20 protein-coding genes are annotated in these 16,651 nt (G+C 67.4%); 16 read left to right on the top strand and 4 right to left on the bottom strand.

What is annotated here, in order from left to right; translation table 11 throughout:
• Positions 1-105: 105 nt before the first annotated feature.
• Positions 106-891 carry a peptidylprolyl isomerase gene (locus EYE40_RS04835; RefSeq protein WP_240034717.1) on the bottom strand — a complete coding sequence of 262 codons (786 nt, stop codon included), beginning with the start codon at positions 889-891 and terminating at the stop codon, positions 106-108.
• Positions 892-993: 102 nt separating this feature from the next.
• Between EYE40_RS04835 and EYE40_RS04830 the strand changes: the two genes are divergently transcribed.
• From EYE40_RS04830 to aroB, 11 genes are all read left to right on the top strand, one after another.
• Entirely contained in the window at positions 994-2,355 is a 1,362-nt protein-coding gene (locus EYE40_RS04830) for a replication-associated recombination protein A (RefSeq protein WP_130980887.1), read from the top strand.
• Positions 2,356-2,560: 205 nt separating this feature from the next.
• Positions 2,561-3,190 carry a 30S ribosomal protein S4 gene (rpsD, locus tag EYE40_RS04825; RefSeq protein ID WP_130980886.1) on the top strand — a complete coding sequence of 210 codons (630 nt, stop codon included), beginning with the start codon at positions 2,561-2,563 and terminating at the stop codon, positions 3,188-3,190.
• Between the two features lie 67 nt (positions 3,191-3,257).
• Entirely contained in the window at positions 3,258-3,611 is a 354-nt protein-coding gene (locus EYE40_RS04820; RefSeq protein ID WP_130980885.1) for a DUF948 domain-containing protein, read from the top strand.
• 43 nt (positions 3,612-3,654) lie between these two features.
• Entirely contained in the window at positions 3,655-3,882 is a 228-nt protein-coding gene (locus EYE40_RS04815; RefSeq protein ID WP_130980884.1) for a hypothetical protein, read from the top strand.
• Between the two features lie 54 nt (positions 3,883-3,936).
• Positions 3,937-6,591: an alanine--tRNA ligase gene (gene alaS / locus EYE40_RS04810; RefSeq protein WP_130980883.1), complete on the top strand. Its 2,655-nt coding sequence runs from the start codon at positions 3,937-3,939 to the stop codon at positions 6,589-6,591.
• Positions 6,592-6,596: 5 nt separating this feature from the next.
• Positions 6,597-7,064 carry a Holliday junction resolvase RuvX gene (gene ruvX / locus EYE40_RS04805; protein ID WP_193554483.1) on the top strand — a complete coding sequence of 156 codons (468 nt, stop codon included), beginning with the start codon at positions 6,597-6,599 and terminating at the stop codon, positions 7,062-7,064.
• On the top strand, positions 7,061-8,356 hold the full coding sequence (gene mltG, locus EYE40_RS04800) for an endolytic transglycosylase MltG (protein ID WP_130980882.1): 1,296 nt from the start codon (positions 7,061-7,063) through the stop codon (positions 8,354-8,356). The genes ruvX and mltG overlap by 4 nt, the downstream gene beginning before the upstream one ends.
• Entirely contained in the window at positions 8,349-9,206 is an 858-nt protein-coding gene (locus EYE40_RS04795) for a shikimate dehydrogenase family protein (RefSeq protein ID WP_130980881.1), read from the top strand. The genes mltG and EYE40_RS04795 overlap by 8 nt, the downstream gene beginning before the upstream one ends.
• A 22-nt stretch (positions 9,207-9,228) precedes the next feature.
• Positions 9,229-10,437 (top strand): chorismate synthase, encoded by a 1,209-nt coding sequence (aroC, locus tag EYE40_RS04790; protein WP_130980880.1) that lies wholly within the window; start codon positions 9,229-9,231, stop codon positions 10,435-10,437.
• On the top strand, positions 10,430-10,954 hold the full coding sequence (locus EYE40_RS04785; protein WP_240034716.1) for a shikimate kinase: 525 nt from the start codon (positions 10,430-10,432) through the stop codon (positions 10,952-10,954). Before aroC ends, EYE40_RS04785 begins: the two co-directional genes overlap by 8 nt.
• Positions 10,951-12,027, top strand: coding sequence for a 3-dehydroquinate synthase (gene aroB / locus EYE40_RS04780; RefSeq protein ID WP_130980879.1), 1,077 nt, complete (start codon positions 10,951-10,953; stop codon positions 12,025-12,027). Before EYE40_RS04785 ends, aroB begins: the two co-directional genes overlap by 4 nt.
• A gap of 9 nt (positions 12,028-12,036) precedes the next feature.
• Here aroB and EYE40_RS04775 read toward each other — a convergent pair whose 3' ends face one another.
• Both EYE40_RS04775 and EYE40_RS04770 read right to left on the bottom strand, forming a co-directional pair.
• Positions 12,037-12,345 carry a hypothetical protein gene (locus EYE40_RS04775; protein ID WP_130980878.1) on the bottom strand — a complete coding sequence of 103 codons (309 nt, stop codon included), beginning with the start codon at positions 12,343-12,345 and terminating at the stop codon, positions 12,037-12,039.
• A 17-nt stretch (positions 12,346-12,362) separates the two neighbouring features.
• Positions 12,363-12,743, bottom strand: a complete 381-nt coding sequence (locus EYE40_RS04770; RefSeq protein WP_130980877.1) for a hypothetical protein — start codon at positions 12,741-12,743, stop codon at positions 12,363-12,365.
• Between the two features lie 33 nt (positions 12,744-12,776).
• Here EYE40_RS04770 and EYE40_RS04765 point away from each other — a divergent pair, with 33 nt between their 5' ends.
• From EYE40_RS04765 to nusB, 3 genes are read left to right on the top strand one after another with little or no spacing between them, the layout of a single operon-like run.
• Positions 12,777-13,217 (top strand): type II 3-dehydroquinate dehydratase, encoded by a 441-nt coding sequence (locus tag EYE40_RS04765; protein ID WP_130980876.1) that lies wholly within the window; start codon positions 12,777-12,779, stop codon positions 13,215-13,217.
• Between the two features lie 60 nt (positions 13,218-13,277).
• Positions 13,278-13,844, top strand: a complete 567-nt coding sequence (gene efp, locus EYE40_RS04760; RefSeq protein ID WP_130980875.1) for an elongation factor P — start codon at positions 13,278-13,280, stop codon at positions 13,842-13,844.
• Positions 13,844-14,257, top strand: coding sequence for a transcription antitermination factor NusB (gene nusB, locus EYE40_RS04755; protein ID WP_130980874.1), 414 nt, complete (start codon positions 13,844-13,846; stop codon positions 14,255-14,257). The genes efp and nusB overlap by 1 nt, the downstream gene beginning before the upstream one ends.
• Before the next feature lie 3 nt (positions 14,258-14,260).
• Here nusB and EYE40_RS04750 read toward each other — a convergent pair whose 3' ends face one another.
• The gene (locus tag EYE40_RS04750) at positions 14,261-14,863 is read right to left on the bottom strand and encodes a LysE/ArgO family amino acid transporter (RefSeq protein ID WP_204742213.1); all 603 of its coding nucleotides are present in this window, start codon (positions 14,861-14,863) and stop codon (positions 14,261-14,263) included.
• A 70-nt stretch (positions 14,864-14,933) separates the two neighbouring features.
• On the opposite strand from EYE40_RS04750, the gene EYE40_RS04745 reads away from it, so the two are divergent.
• Both EYE40_RS04745 and EYE40_RS04740 read left to right on the top strand, forming a co-directional pair.
• Complete coding sequence (locus EYE40_RS04745) at positions 14,934-15,779, top strand: LysR family transcriptional regulator ArgP (protein WP_130980873.1); 846 nt, start codon at positions 14,934-14,936, stop codon at positions 15,777-15,779.
• 60 nt (positions 15,780-15,839) lie between these two features.
• Entirely contained in the window at positions 15,840-16,649 is an 810-nt protein-coding gene (locus tag EYE40_RS04740; RefSeq protein WP_130980872.1) for an ABC transporter ATP-binding protein, read from the top strand.
• Positions 16,650-16,651 lie beyond the last annotated feature (2 nt).

The raw sequence follows: 16,651 nt of genomic DNA, 5'->3' as shown, positions 1-16,651 counted from the left end.
TTCACCTTGCTGTTGGGGCCGACGGGAGAATCGGGTGTCGACCGGAAACCAGCCTAGGGCACGACGGTTTTGCAGCGCGCCCGCCGGTTGCCTCCTGCCGGATTGTTACTCGATGGTTGCGGCAGTGATGGTCGTGGCGATGTTCGGCGGGGTCGACTTGTCGGCCTGCGTCGTCGCGCCGCCCGAAGCGATCTTCGAGACCAGGTCCGGGATGCCCGCCGTCACCTTTCCGATGACCGTGTAGCCACCGGCCGAGTCGCTCGGGAAAGTCGAGTCGCCGAAGGTGATGAAGAACTGGTGACCCTGGCTGTTGCCGTTGTCCTCCTGGCGGGCGAGCGCGATCGTTCCGGTCGTGTACAGGTCGTCGGCCGCGGCGTTCTCGACCGGGCCGAAGGAGTAGTCGGGGTCGGAGCCGCCGGCACCGTCGATCGAGCCGCACTGGATGAGCTGCGCGGAGCCGGGGGAGTCGACGAGACGGTGGCAGGTCTTGCCGACGAGGTAGCCGTTCTTGATATCGCTGATGAAGGATGCAACACCCTGCGGTGCCGCAGCACCGTCGAGCTCGATTGCGAGGTCGACGTCGTTGAGCGAGAGCGAGCCGGTCCAGGTGCGGTTCTCGGAGAGCGCCGGAGACGGAACCGAACCGACCGATTCGGCGGCGGGCGCGGTTGCGGTCGGCGACGGCACGGGGGCGCCCGGGCCGCTCGTGAAGTAGGAGACCTGGAGGAACGTGGCGGCGGCCGCGACGACCAGCACCGCGGCGATGGCGATGACGTTGTCGCGCTTGCGGCGGCGGATCTGGGTGGTGTGAACAGTCTGGCGCGCGTTGTACTGCTTGAGGCGATTGCGCGCCTCGCGTGCTTCGCGTTCCTGGTTCTTGTTCGTTGCCACGGGTTCCTCCAGAGTGGGCGGGGCTCGTGCCCCCATGGAACTTTACGGTGCGGGTTGAAGCTGAGCCAAATGCGAGTCAGTGGGCGCGGTTAGCATTGCGGTATGAATGCCCAGCCCGGCCTGCGCAGCGGGGCGACCCCTCTCGCGGTGCGTATGCGCCCCACTTCCCTCGACGAGGTGGCCGGGCAGAAGCACCTCCTCGGCGCCGGCTCTCCGCTCGTCAGTCTCGCGACCGACAGGACGGGGGAGCAGGGCTCGGTCTCGATCATCCTCTGGGGTCCTCCCGGTACGGGCAAGACGACGCTGGCCAAGATCGTCGCCCACAGTTCCGGGCGTAACTTCGTCGAGCTCTCGGCCGTGACCGCGGGCGTGAGAGATGTGCGCCAGGTGATGGAGGAGGCGCTCTCCCGACGCGACCTGTACGGCATCTCCACCGTCCTCTTCCTCGACGAGATTCACCGTTTCACCAAGGCCCAGCAAGATGCGTTGCTGCCGGGTGTCGAGAACGGCTGGGTCATCCTCGTGGCCGCGACCACCGAGAACCCCTCGTTCTCGGTCATCTCCCCGTTACTCTCCCGCTCGCTGCTTCTCACCCTGGAGCAGTTGACGGATGACGATCTCGCCGGTGTCATCGATCGCGCCGTGACCTCCCCCCGTGGCCTCGCTGGAACCGTCGAGCTCGAGCCCGAGGCGCGCTACACCATCATCCACCTGGCCTCCGGCGATGCTCGCCGTGCGCTCACCGCTCTCGAGGCCGCCGCCCTGAGTGCTAGTGCGTCCACCGAGGAGGGCGACACGCCCGTCGTCACCGCCGAGATCGTGTCCCTCGCCGTCGACCGCGCGCTCCTGCGCTACGACCGCAACGGCGACGAGCACTATGACGTGATCAGCGCCTTCATCAAGTCCATCCGCGGTTCCGACGTGGATGCCGCGCTGCACTATCTCGCGCGCATGATCGAGGCCGGCGAGGACCCCCGCTTCATCGCCCGGCGGGTGATCATCAGCGCGTCGGAGGACATCGGCCTCGCCGATCCACAGGCGCTCGTGATCGCCGTCGCCGCTGCCGATGCTGTTCAGTTGATCGGAATGCCGGAGGGCCGCATCCCGCTCGCACAAGCGGTTGTCTACCTCGCGACAGCCCCGAAATCGAACGCCGCCTACATGGGTATCGACAAGGCGATCGGGGATGTCCGCGCGGGAAAGATCGGTCGCGTGCCGAAGCCGATCCGCGACGCCCACTACGCCGGTGCCAAGAAGCTCGGGCACGGCAAGGGCTACAAGTACCCGCATGACGAAGAGGTGGGCATCTCGCAGCAGCAGTACCTGCCCAACGAGCTCAAGAACACGCAGTACTACGTGCCCACGAACCACGGCCACGAGCGCGAGATCAGCTCGCGGCTCGAGAAGATCATGGCGATCGTGCGCGGCCGTGCTGCCGGTAAACCCGCGAAGAAGCCCGAGTAATCCGGGCGTCGTGCTAACCTTGTAGGCGTCCAAGACCTGATTCCCGAGCGCGGCTGCAAAGGAACTCACCGGTCGAGGAGAAACGGTCTGTAGCCGACCGATCTCCGCAGGACCATCCCTCTGACTTTTACCGGTCTGTTTTGCGCGTCGCATGCGTGCCCGCGAGCACCCGGATTCCACTGTTAGCTCAAACGAAAAGGACACTGTGTCTACCAAGTCACGTACCCGTAGCAAGACCCGCCTCTCGCGCGCACTGGGCATCGCCCTCACGCCGAAGGCAGCCAAGTACCTCGAGAAGCGCCCGTACGCTCCCGGAGAGCACGGCCGCACCAAGCGCAAGCAGGACAGCGACTACGCCGTCCGTCTGCGCGAGAAGCAGCGCCTGCGTGCCCAGTACGGCATCCGCGAGGCCCAGCTCAAGATCCAGTTCGAAGAGGCCCGTAAGGCCGCAGGCCTGACCGGTGAGAACCTCGTCGAGCAGCTCGAGATGCGTCTCGACGCGATCATCGTTCGCTCCGCGATCGCCCGCACCACGGCCCAGGCTCGCCAGATGGTCGTTCACCGTCACATCCTCGTCGACGGCCAGCTTGTCGACCGCCCGTCGTTCCGCGTCAAGCCGGGACAGCTCGTTCACGTCAAGACCAAGTCCGAGGGCATGGAGATCTTCCAGGTCGCCGCTGCCGGTGGACACGTCGATGTTCTCCCCAAGACCCCCGAGTACCTCGAGGTCGAGATCGACAAGCTCCAGGCCCGCCTCGTGCGTCGCCCGAAGCGCGCCGAGGTCCCTGTGACCTGTGAAGTGCAGCTCGTCGTGGAGTACTACGCGGCTCGCTAAGCGATTCGTTACGCTCGGTGGCGCACGGTCTTCGGATCGTGCGCCATCGTTCGTTTAAGGAGCTTCCATGTCTATCGCTGACCTCGCCGGACTGATCGCCGCCATCGTCTTCGCCATCCTCGTCGCGCTGCTCGCCGTGCCGCTGCTCAAGCTCGGGCGGGTGCTGGACGACACGAGTGCCGCGATCCGTGAGTTGAGCGACAACGTCACGCCCCTCATCGAGGAGGCGACGACGACGCTCACCGAGTCCAACCGGCAGATCGCCCGCGTCGACGCGATCACCGGCGACATCGCCGAGACCACGGGCAACATCACCGCGCTCGTCTCGCTCTTTGCGGCGACGGTCGGTGGCCCACTGATGAAGATCGCGGCCTTCTCGGCCGGCGTGCGCCTCGCCATCCGGGGGAGCCGAGCGAAGTAAGCTGGTCTTTTCCACTCTTTCGTCACACCCCAGGGAGATCACTATGCGTGGTGCACTGCTTCTCATCATCGGCATCGGCGTCGGATTCATCGCTGCCCACCAGGTCGCGCGGACTCCTCAGGGCAAGCAGTTCTTCGACGACGTGGACGCGAAGGCGCGCGAGTTCGGCGACGCCGTCGTCGAGGGCTACAAGCAGCGCGAGGCAGAGCTGCGCGCTGCGGTAGCGGAGGCCGAAGAGGTCATCGCCGACCTCAGCAGCCGCTCCAAGTAGCTGGTTTCGACAAGCTCGACCACCGAATCACCCCTCAAGTAGCAACAGGACTCCATGCAGACCGCTGACATCCACCGCCGCTGGCTCACTTACTTCGGAGACCGTGGTCACACGGTGGTGCCGTCCGCCTCCCTGGTGAGCGACGACCCCTCGTTGCTGTTCACCGTCGCCGGCATGGTGCCGTTCGTGCCGTACCTCACCGGTCTGGTGCCGCCGCCCTTCCCGCGCGCGACGAGCGTGCAGAAGTGCATCCGAACTCTCGACATCGAAGAGGTCGGCAAGACTCCGCGTCATGGCACGTTCTTCCAGATGAATGGCAACTTCTCCTTCGGCGACTATTTCAAGGAGGGGGCGATCAGCTACGCCTGGGAGCTCCTCACGAGCTCGGAGGCCGACGGTGGCTTCGGCTTCCAGGAGAAGGATCTCTGGGTCACCGTCTACAAGGATGACGATGAGGCTATCGCGCTCTGGAAGAAGATCGCGGGTCTGCCCGACGAGCGCATCCAGCGCCTCGACATGGACACCAATTACTGGTCGACCGGCCAGCCCGGACCTGCCGGACCCTGCTCGGAGATCTTCTTCGACCGCGGCCCCGCCTACGGCGCCGACGGCGGACCGGCAACGGATGACGACCGCTACGTCGAGATCTGGAACCTCGTCTTTATGCAGTACCTGCGCGGCGAGGGCCAGGGAAAGAGCTTCGACATCCTCGGCGAGCTGCCGAAGAAGAACATCGACACCGGCATGGGCCTCGAGCGTGTCGCCTTCATCAAGCAGGGCGTCGAGAACATGTACGAGATCGACCAGGTGCGCCCGGTTCTCGACCATGCCGCCGAGATCTCCGGCCGTCGCTACGGCGCCGTTCATGAGGATGACGTCCGCATGCGCGTGATCGCGGACCACGTGCGCTCCAGCCTCATGCTCATGTCAGACGGTGTCACGCCGTCGAATGAGGGCGGCGGCTATATCCTTCGCCGCCTGATGCGCCGCACCGTCCGTGCCATGCGCCTCCTCGGTGTGGATGCGCCCAGCTTCGCCGAGCTCTTCCCTGCGTCGCGCGACGCGATGAAGGCCGCCTACCCCGAGGTCGGCACCGACTTCGACCGCATCCAGCGCCTCGCCCTCGCCGAGGAGGAGACGTTCCTGCGCACCCTCGCGAGCGGAACGCAGATCCTCGACCTGGCCGTGCTGAAGACGCAGGAGTCCGGCGCGAAGGAGCTTCCCGCCGACACGACCTTCCTGCTGCACGACACCTTCGGTTTCCCCATCGATCTCACGCTCGAGATCGCGGAGGAGGCCGGGCTCACCATCGACCGCCCCGCGTTCGACGCGCTCATGCTGCAGCAGCGCACCATGGCCAAGGCCGACGCGCGCGCCAAGAAGGGCTCGATCGCCGACCTCTCGGTGTTCGGTGAGTTCCGTGCCCTCGGTGAGACGGTATTCACCGGCTACGAGTACCTGCAGACGGAGAGCACCATCCTCGGGCTCATCGTCGACGGGAACAGCGTTTCTGCCGCGGTGACAGGACAGATCGCCGAGGTGATCCTCGCCGAGACCTCGCTGTACGCGGAGTCGGGCGGCCAGGAGGCCGATGCGGGAACCATCGTCGGCAACGGCTTTGAACTCGAGGTGCTGGACGTGCAGAAGCCCGTCAAGGGCCTGATCAGTCACCGCGTGCAGGTCACGAGCGGCGAGGTCTCGGTGGGAGCCGAGGCGACCACCCTCGTCGACCAGGATTGGCGCAGGGGAGCGACCCAGGCGCACTCCGCGACCCACCTGATACACGCGGCACTGCGCCAGGTGCTGGGCAACGAGGCGCACCAGGCCGGCTCCTACAACAAGGCCGGCTACATGCGCCTCGACTTCAGCTGGAACTCGGCGCTCTCCGCCGCGACCCGCAGCGAGATCGAGGAGATCGCCAACCTCAAGGTTCGCGAGAACCTCGAGGTCGACACCCGGATCATGAACCTCGATGAGGCGAAGTCCCTCGGCGCCATGGCCCTGTTCGGTGAGAAGTACGGCGAGACGGTGCGCGTTGTCGAGATTGGCGGACCGTGGTCCCTCGAGCTCTGTGCGGGCACGCACGTCGCCCGGTCGAGCGAGATCGGCCTCATCAACGTCGTGAGCGAGACCTCGGTCGGCTCCACCGCGCGCCGCATCGAGTCGCTCGTCGGACTCGAGGCGTTCCGCGACCTGGCCGCCGAACGCGCCATCGTGAGCGAGCTCACGAGCAACCTCAAGACGCCGCGCGAGAACCTGCCCGACCGCATCGCAGAGCTCGTCGCCAACCTCAAGGCCGCCGAGAAGCGCATCGCCCAGTTCGAGGCCGCGGCGCTCTCCGAGCGCGTGCCCTCGATCGCGGCGAACGCCCGCAGCGTCGGATCGGTCACCCTCGTGAGCGAGAACGTCGGATCCGTGGCGTCGAGCGATGAGCTGCGTTCCCTGGTGCAGAGCGTACGCGAGCGTCTCGGCGCGGTTCCCGTTGTTGTGGCCCTGGCTGCAGACGTCGCGGGCAAGCCCGCCGTCATTGTTGCGACCAACCAGGCCGCGCGCGATGGTGGAGCCAAGGCCGGCGCCTTGGCGAAGATCGCCGCCGGGGTGCTCGGTGGCGGCGGCGGCGGCAAGGACGACATCGCGCAGGGCGGTGGCTCCGACCTCGGCGCCATCGGTGCCGCGCTCGACGCGATCACCGCGGCAGTCTCGGCCTGATCGGGATGCGCTCCGGAGTGCGGGTCGGTGTCGACGTCGGCACCGTCCGCATCGGGGTGTCCCGTAGCGACCTGCACGGCATGCTCGCGACCCCGGTCGAGACCGTGCAGCGCGGAGACGGCGATATTGCGCGCCTTGCGGCGATCGCCCGGGAACTCGACGCGCTCGAGGTGATCGTCGGGCTTCCGCTCGCGCTCTCCGGCCGCGCCACTGCCTCAACGGAGGATGCCTCGCGATTTGCCGCTAGACTCGCGATCGCACTTCCGGTGGCGGTGCGTCTCGTGGATGAGCGCCTTTCGACGGTCTCCGCGCAGGCAGCCCTCCGCACCTCCGGACGCAGTTCGAAGCAGTCGCGACCAGTGATCGATCAGGTTGCCGCCGTTATAATTTTGCAGCACGCCCTCGACTTCGAGCGCTCCCGTGAAATCCCTGCGGGCATCGTCGTTGACCCGGACGAAGGACTGGAATCGTGAGCAACGAGCCAAGCTGGGACGAGATCTTCACATCGCAGCCGCAGGACGCGGCCAGCGGAGCCATGCCCTCCGCCCGCGACACGGGTGCGCCGCTGTCCCGGCGCGAGCTGCGCGAGCTCGAGCACGGGCGAACGTCATCCCGAAGCGCAGCGAAGTCACCGAGGAAGCAGCGCGGCTCCGACGGCGGCGACAACGGGCTCGGAAAGCCCAAGCGCAAGCGCCGCTTCGCCTGGGTCTTTGTTCTGCTCGCCTTCATCGTTCTCATCGCGGGAGTCGGCGTATACGGCTGGACCAACTACGAGCCGCAGATCCGCAGCCTGCTCGGTATCGAGCTGCCGAGTGACTACGAGGGAACCGGCACCGACGAAGAAGTCGTCATCGTGATCGAGAAGGACCAGATCGGCGAGGATGTCGCGCGCACCCTGCAGCAGGAGGGCGTCACGATGACCTTCACCGCCTTCTACCAGCTGCTGCTCGTTCAGGATCCGCAGGTCAACTTCATGCCGGGTAACTACACCCTGCACAAGGAGATGAGTGCGAAGTCCGCCCTCGCCGCGCTGCAGGATCCGGCCAACAAGGTCACCAATCGCGTGACGATCAAGGAGGGCTCGACCCTCCCGAGCGCTCTGACGCTGCTCGCCTCGGCCACCGGCCTGCCGGTTGCCGACTTCGAGGCCGCCGCGAAGGACTATGTGTCGCTCGGGGTTCCGGCGAGCGAGGTCAGCCTCGAGGGCTGGATCTTCCCCGCGACCTACCCGCTCGAGCCCGGCCAGAGCGCCAAGCAGGTGCTGCAGGTGCTCGTCACCGAGATGATCAAGCGCCTCGACGCGGCCGGTGTCGCCGAGGCCGACCGCCACCGGGTGCTCACCATGGCCGCACTCATCCAGCGCGAGGCCGGGCCGAACAAAGACGACTTCTACAAGATCTCGCGCGTCTTCACCAACCGCCTGAACACCAAGGGCTGGAAGCTGCAGTCGGACGCCTCCGTCGCCTACGGCACCGGCAACTTCACGACCGTGTGGACGACCAAGGCCGAACGGGCCGACGCGAGCAACAAGTACAACACCTACGCCAACCCCGGCCTGCCGATCGGCCCGATCGGACTGCCCGGCGATCTCGCGATCGATGCGGCGGCACATCCCGTTGACGGCCCGTGGTTCTTCTTCGTGCCGATCAACCTGAAGACTGGTGAGACCGTGTTCTCCGAAACCGCCGACCAGCACGAGGCAGCTGCCCAGCGGCTGCGCGACTGGTGCCAGGCGAGTGAGGAAAACAAGGCCTACTGTGGTTAGCGGCACCCGGCTGGCCGTGCTCGGCCAGCCGATCGTGCACTCCAAATCGCCTCTGCTCCACGCCGCCGCCTACGCCGCGCTCGGGCTCGACTGGCAGTACGACCGGGTCGAGATGTCGGGCGAGGAGCTCGCGTCGTTCATCCTCTCCCGCGATTCGGGATGGCGCGGCCTCTCGCTCACCATGCCACTCAAGCGCGACGTGCTGCCCGTTCTCAGCTCGAGCGATTCGCTCGTGACCCTCACCGGGGCCGCGAACACCGTGCTGTTCGAACCGGGCGCCCCGGGTGCCGACGGCGAGGCCACCCGCACCATCCGCGGGTTCAATACCGACGTGCACGGCGTCACCCAGGCGCTCCGCGAGGCCGGGCTGGGGGAGTTGCGGCGGGTGCAGCTCCTCGGGGCGGGCGCGACGGCCGCATCCATCGTCGTCGCCGTCGCCGAGCTCGGGGCACGGGAGATCGCCGTGCTCGCCCGCACCGCAGCGAAGGCTGCTCCGCTTGTTTCGCTGGGCGATTCACTGGGGGTGGAGGTCACGGTTCACCCGCTTGAGGTTCTGGATGGCCCGGCTCCCGATCTCGTCGCGAGCGCGCTGCCCGGCAGCGTCGACTCCGGGGTGCTGTTCGACGAGGCCACCCGCCGCGGTGCCGTGCTGTTCGACGTCGCCTACGACCCCTGGCCGAGCACTCTCGCCGTGCAGTGGCTGCAGGTCGACGGAACCGTCGTGTCCGGGCTTGAGATGCTGCTGCACCAGGCCCTCGCCCAGGTGCGCATCTTCGTGACCGGATCGCCGGTCACGGTGCTGCCGAACGAGGCGAGCGTGCTTGCGGCCATGCGCGGCGCTGTCGCGTAGCAGGCTGTGGGAGGATTTACCCATGCTTCGTTGGTTGACCGCAGGTGAGTCTCACGGGCCCGAACTCGTTGCCATTCTCGAGGGGCTGCCCGCCGGCGTCCCGGTGAGCCTCGACGACATCCGGGCCGATCTGGCGCGTCGCAAGCTCGGCTACGGCCGCGGTGCGCGCATGAAGTTCGAGGAGGACGAGCTCACCATCTCCGGTGGTGTGCGCTTCGGTCTCACCATGGGCAGCCCGATCGCCCTGCGCATCGGCAACACCGAGTGGCACCGCTGGGTCGACGTCATGAGCGCCTCACCTGTCGATCTCGAGAGCCTGCCCAAGGGCCGCGGTGCACCCCTGACGCGTCCCCGCCCCGGCCACGCGGACCTCGTCGGCATGCAGAAATACGGCTTCGATGAGTCGCGCAACGTGCTCGAGCGCGCGAGTGCCCGCGAAACCGCGGCACGCGTCGCCCTCGGCGCCGTGGCCCGCGCCTTCCTCGGCGAGCTGGGGATATCCCTCGTCGCCCACACCCTGTCCATCGGTACCGTGCGCGTCCCCGAGGGATCCGCGCTGCCCGTGCCCGCTGACGTCGAGTTGCTCGACGCGGACCTGCTGCGCTGCTTCGACCCCGCGACATCCGCCCTGATGGTGGATGAGGTCGATCGCGCCCAAAAGGATGGCGACACACTCGGCGGCGTCGTCGAGGTGCTCGCCTACGGTGTCCCCCCGGGGCTCGGCTCGTACGTGCACTGGGATCGCCGCCTCGACTCGCAGCTCGCTGCGGCGCTGATGGGAATCCAGGCAATCAAGGGCGTCGAGGTCGGCGACGGCTTCGAGACCACCCGCCGTCGCGGCTCCGAAGCGCACGATGAGCTCGTACAGGGCGACGACGGCATCGAGCGACTGAGCGACAAGGCCGGCGGCACCGAGGGCGGCATGTCCACGGGCACCATCCTCCGGGTGCGGGCCGGCATGAAGCCGATCGCCACGGTTCCTCACGCGCTGCGGACAGTGGACGTCGCGACCGGCGGTGCTGCGGAAGCCCACCACCAGCGCTCGGACGTCTGCGCGGTGCCCGCCGCGGGTGTAGTCGCAGAAGCCATGGTCGCGCTCGTGCTGGCAAATTCGGTGATCGAGAAATTCGGCGGCGACTCCATCAAGGAGACGAAGCGCAACCTCGCCGGCTACCTTGCCGCGATCCCGGATGCGCTGACCACCGCCCGTTCCACCGGCGACCGTGCCTGACACCCTGCCTGGGACCGATCGTCCGGTAGTCGTGCTCATCGGCGCCCCCGGCGCGGGCAAGACCCGGCTGGGCAAGCGCCTCGCCAAATTGCTCGACGTGCCCTTCATCGACACCGACAAGACCATCGTCGCCGAGCACGGTGCGATCGCCGCGATGTTCGAGCTGCACGGGGAGCCGCACTTCCGCGCAATCGAGCGGGAACACGTCGCCGCTGCCCTGCAGAACAAGGCCGTGGTCGCGCTCGGCGGGGGAGCCGTGCTCGACGCCGACACACAGGTCGATCTCGCCGCCCACCGCGTTCTGTTGCTCACCGTGACACCCGAAGCAGTGGAGAAGCGCATCGCCGGCAGCAAGCGCCCCCTCGTGCGCGACGGCCTCGGCGCCTGGGTCGCCCTCGTCGAGGCGCGCACTCCCATATACGAGCGGCTCGCGACGCGCAGCGTCGACACCTCGAACCGCCCACTCGACCACATCGCCACCGAACTGCTCGGCTGGCTGCAGGAGGAACGACCATGAGCGCGCACACCGTCATCCCGATCACCGGACTCGACCCGTACGACGTGACCATCGGTCGCGGGCTGGTCGCGAACATCGCCGAAACGCTCGGCGGTGGCGTCGCCAAGGTGCTCATCGTGCACCCCGCGACACTCGGCGCCAAGGCAAATGCGCTGCGTGAGTCGCTCGTCGGGCGCTACGAGGTTCTGCTCGCCGAGGTGCCCGAAGCGGAGGATGCCAAGCGCGTCGAGGTGGCGGCCTTCTGCTGGCAGATCATGGGCCAGACCGACTTCACGCGCACCGACGCCGTCATCGGCTTCGGTGGGGGAGCGACAACCGACCTCGCCGGCTTCGTCGCCGCCACCTGGCTGCGCGGAGTGAAGCTCGTCCAGGTGCCGACCTCGGTGCTCGGCATGGTCGACGCCTCGATCGGTGGCAAGACCGGCATCAACACGGCCGAGGGCAAGAATCTCGTGGGCTCCTTCTACGCCCCGGCCGCCGTGCTCGTCGACCTCGACACCCTCGACACCCTGCCGAAGAACGAGATCCTGGCCGGCTTCGCCGAGATCGTGAAGTGCGGCTTCATCGGCGACCCGACGATCCTTGACACGATCGAAGCGGATGTCGCGGTCGCGACCGATCCGACGACACCCGAGTTCCGCAGCCTCATCGAGAAGTCCGTCGCGCTCAAGGCCCGCGTCGTCAGCGAGGACTTCAAGGAGTCGGGGCTGCGCGAGATCCTCAACTACGGACACACGCTCGGCCACGCCATCGAGCATGCCGAGCGCTATCGCTGGCGTCACGGTGCCGCGATCTCCGTCGGCATGGTTTTCGCCGCGGAGCTCGCATCGCTGGCCGGGAAACTCGACCCCAGCGTGGTGGATCGACACCGCAGCATCCTGAAGTCACTCACTCTGCCGATCGACTACCCGGTGGGCCGCTGGCAGACCCTGCTCGCCACCATGCAGCGCGACAAGAAGGCCCGTGCGGGCATGCTGCGCTTCATCGTGCTGGATGCCGTCGGAAAGCCGACCACGCTCGCGGGCCCCGAGGAGCCGATGCTCTTCGCGGCCTACCAGGAGGTCGGGGTCTAGCCAGGCCTGCTAGACGTCACCCAGCACTTTCGCGCGAGCTTCCTTGTATTCGTCGGCCGTGATCTTGCCCTGCATCATGAGGTTGTCGAGGGTCGCGAGCCGGAACTCGGTGCTGCGCTCGGGCCGCTCCTGCGGTCTCGAAGGCGGTAGGTCGGCGTCGAACATCGGCATAGTCGGCCGGGACTTCATCACGCGGCGGAGGTTGCGAGCACGACCGACGATCAGCAGGACGAAGCCGAACACGGCGATGAGGGCGATGACCCCGATGATGGCGGCGATGGCAGACGTCGGGTCGGCGGCGGGTGTCTCCGGAGGCATGCGAAAACCCTAGCAATCTAGGCGGTTCGATTCAGCAGCCGCTCGAGGTCAGCGGTCGATAGCAGACCGCGCAGGTGCTGGCCCATGCCGAGTTCGGCGAGGATCGACGGCCAGACCCCGCTGAGGATCTCCGTGAGAACCTGGCTGCTGAGACGGGTCGCGCGCAGCACGGCGACCACGTCCGGGCCGGTCGCCCCACCGTGGGTGAGCGTTTCGATGGGACCGGTGCCGATCATCGACAACGATGTATCTGCTGGCACAGTCTCGACCATGGCTGCGATCGCCCCCGGCAGCTCCGGCGAGTTGGCCGAGGCGTAGTCCTCGACGACCGCCCACTCATCGCCGCCGGGCTCGGCCCAGTACGCCGCAGCCAGTGCCCGCATAGCCTCGTCGTCCATGGCTCGACACTAGCGCGCCGCTAGGCTGGCCCCATGAGCAGCATCCTCGTCCTCAACGGTCCCAACCTCGGCCGTCTCGGCAGCCGCGAGCCCGACGTGTACGGCGACCAGGACCTGCCGGCACTCGAGGCGCTGCTGAACGCCGAGGCGCCGGAGGGCACCACCATCGACCTGCGCCAGACCGACGACGAGGGCACGCTCATCGGGTGGTTGCACGAAGCGGTCGATTCCGGCGCTCCCGTCATCCTCAATCCCGCGGCATTCACTCACTATTCGTACGGTCTTCGGGATGCCGCGTCGCTCGTCACCAAGGCGGGAGGCACCCTCATCGAGGTGCACATTTCGAACCCGCACGCGCGCGAGGAGTTCCGTCACAACAGCGTCATCTCCGGGGTCGCAACGGGGGTCATCGCCGGCTTCGGATTCGAGTCGTACGTGCTGGCGCTGAGCGCCATTCTCCGCGTCCGCGCCTAGACCGGTAGACTCGCTGGGGTTCTTCGAGAGCCCCGCAACCTTCACACGAACGGAAACACCATGGCTGACTCCACCGCTGACATCAAGAACGGCGTCGTTCTCAACATGGACGGCCAGCTGTGGACCGTCATCGACTTCCAGCACGTCAAGCCCGGCAAGGGTGGCGCGTTCGTGCGCACCAAGGTCAAGAACGTCATGAGCGGCAAGGTCGTCGACCGCACGTTCAACGCCGGTGCCAAGATCGAGACCGAGGTCGTCGACCGCGCCGACTATCAGTACCTCTACGCCGACGGCGAGAACTTCGTCTTCATGGACCTGGGCACCTACGACCAGATCACGCTGTCCGCCGCGCAGGTCGGCGACGCCAAGAACTTCATGCTCGAGAACCAGAACGTGACCATCGCGCTGCACAACGAGGCGCCGCTCTACGTCGAGCTGCCTGCGTCGGTCACCCTCGAGATCACGTACACCGAGCCGGGCCTTCAGGGCGACCGCTCGACCGGCGGTACCAAGCCCGCAACGGTCGAGACCGGCTACCAGATCCAGGTTCCGCTGTTCCTCGAGCAGGGCACCAAGGTCAAGGTCGACACGCGCGACGGCAGCTACCTGGGTCGCGTCAACGACTGATGGGTGCTCGCTCCAAAGCGCGTAAGCGCGCTTTAGATGTCCTGTACGGGGCGGATGTCCGTGGACAGTCCATCAACGAAGCCCTCGCGGCCGAGCAGGCTCGTGCCGACAATGATCCCAAGCGGGCGAACTCGTGGGGCTATGCCCGCGAGATCGTTGTCGGGATCACGGAGCACGGCGACGAGATCGACGAACTGATCGAGACGTACGCGCAGGGCTGGACCATCAGCCGGATGCCCGCCGTCGACCGCGCCATCGTTCGCATCGGCATGTGGGAGATCCTCTTCAACGAGGAGATCCCCGACGGCGTCGCGATCTCCGAGGCCGTCGAGTCGGCGACGGTGCTCAGCACCGAGGACTCCGCCGGATTTGTGAACGGCCTGCTCGCGCGGGTTGCCCAGACTCGCGTTTAGGACTCAGCGCAGCAATAGCATCACCGCGAGGGTCGCCATGACCACCGCGATGATGCCGTCGAGCACGCGCCACGCAATGGGTCTCGCGAAGACTCCCGCCAGCAGGCGAGCTCCGTAGCCGAGGGCCGTGAACCAGATGAAACTCGCGAGCACGGCACCCGCGGCGAACCACCACTTGCCCTCGATCCCGTGCGTCGCGGCGAGCGAGCCCAGCAGCAGCACGGTGTCGAGATAGACGTGCGGGTTCAGCCAGGTCAGTGCGACCGCGGTGAGGACCGCCGCAATCATGGTCGTCGCCGTGCCCGCCCCGGCCTCGAGGGCTGACGGGCGGATGGCCCGCTTGGCCGCAAGAAACGCGTAGCCGAGGAGGAAGAGCGCGCCCGCCCAGGTCACGATGGTGAGCGCGAGCGGCGCGGCCTCGACAAGCGCCCCGATACCGGCGACGCCGAGCGTGATCAGGATCGCGTCAGAGAGTGCGCAGACCAGCACGATCGGCAGCACGTGCTCGCGGCGCACGCCCTGACGCAGCACAAAGGCGTTCTGGGCACCGATGGCGATGATGAGTGAGGCGCCGGTGGTGAAGCCGGAGAGGAGGGGGAGCAGCACGGTTCCCACGCTAGAGTGCCGCTCATCCCGAGTCCAACTAATGATTCTCACCGTTCATTAGAATCGCTTCATGGATGTACAACTCGACCAGCTCCGCACCCTCATCGCCGTCGTCGACGGGGGCAGCTTCGATGCCGCCGCGCGTTCGATGAACGTCACGCCCTCGGCGGTGAGCCAGCGGATCAAGGCCCTCGAGGGCCAGCTCGGCCGGGTGCTCGTGCTGCGCTCCAAACCGGCCCGGCTCACCGACTCCGGCGCGATCCTCATGCGCCTCGCGCGGCAACTCGAACTGCTCGAACGGGATACGGTCGCGGCGCTCGACCCGGGAAGCGCGCGCACGAGCATCCCGCTCGTCGCCAACGCCGATTCCCTCGCGACCTGGCTGCTTCCTGCCTTCGTGGGCCTGGACGGCGTCTGCGTCGACGTGCTGCGCGAAGACCAGGGACACTCGACCGACCTGCTGCGGGACGGCACGGTCATGGCCGCGATCACCTCGGTACCCGAGGCGGTGCAGGGCTGCACGGTGACGCCGCTCGGCAGCATGACCTACCGTCCGCTCGGCGTGCCCGCGATAGCCGGGCTGCCGCTCGAGTCCGCGCCGGTTGTCGTGTTCGACCGCAAGGACACGCTGCAGGACGACTACCTGCGCTCTCGCGGGGTGGAGCCGTCCGCCCCGCCGCGCCACCACATCCCGGGATCTAATGCCTTTGTGGATTCCGTTGCCCTCGGCCTCGGCTGGGGCATGGTGCCCGACCTGCAGTCGCGCGACCTGCTCGCAGAGGGAACGCTGGTGGAGCTCGATCCCGGCGCTGCCGTCACCGTGCCGCTGTACTGGCAGCAGTGGGCGCTCGACTCCGCGGCGCTCGGGCGAGTGGCGGCGGCCGTGCAACGCGAGGCGCGGTCGATGTTGCGTTAGATTTCGCCGCGTTACGCCCCGATTGTCGGGGAGGTGGGCGCGAGCCCTACCGTCGTACCCATGTCCTCCACCGCGCTGCCCGTCTCGCTGAACGGCGTGGGCCGCACGTTCCCCGCCGCGGAGAAGGGCGCCCAGCCGCGCCGGGTGCTGCGCGAGGTGGACCTCGAGATCGCTCCGGGGGAGATCGTCGCCCTGCTCGGGCCGTCCGGTTGTGGCAAATCGACCCTGCTCCGCCAGATCGGCGGGCTTGACCAGCCGACCGAGGGAAACGTCGAGATTGACGGCAACCCGGTAACCGGCATCGACCCGCGCTCCGCCGTCGCCTTCCAGGAGCCGCGCCTGCTGCCCTGGCGCTCGGTGCGTCGCAACATCGAGGTGGGCCTTGCCCGAGGCACCGCCTCAGACGCCGGCAGGCAGCGCGTTGAGGAGCTGCTGCGGCTCGTGCAGCTCACCGACGCAGGCGGCCTGCGTCCCCGACAGATCTCCGGTGGGATGGCACAGCGCGCGTCCCTCGCGCGAGCCCTCGCCCGCGGCCCGGGTGTGCTCCTGCTCGACGAGCCGTTCGGTGCCCTCGACGCCCTCACCCGGCTCACCATGCAGGACCTGCTGCTCGACCTGCACGCGGCCGAGCCCGCGACCATCCTGTTTGTCACTCACGACGTGGAAGAGGCGCTCTATCTCGCCGACCGCGTGGTGCTGCTCGGCGTCGAGCCCGGCTACGCAGCAGACTCTGGTGCCGTCATCCGCACCGTCATCACCGTTCCCGGCGCGCGTCCCCGCGACCGGGGCAACGCAGCACTCGCCCACCTACGCGCCGAGCTCCTCGAGGGGCTCGGCGTTTCGACACACCATCCCGCACACACCCTCTGAGG

Source organism: Glaciihabitans arcticus (assembly GCF_004310685.1).
Lineage (GTDB): Bacteria > Actinomycetota > Actinomycetes > Actinomycetales > Microbacteriaceae > Conyzicola > Conyzicola arctica.
The sequence above is the reverse complement of the archived record's forward strand: the minus strand, read 5'-3'. Positions and strand labels throughout refer to the sequence as shown.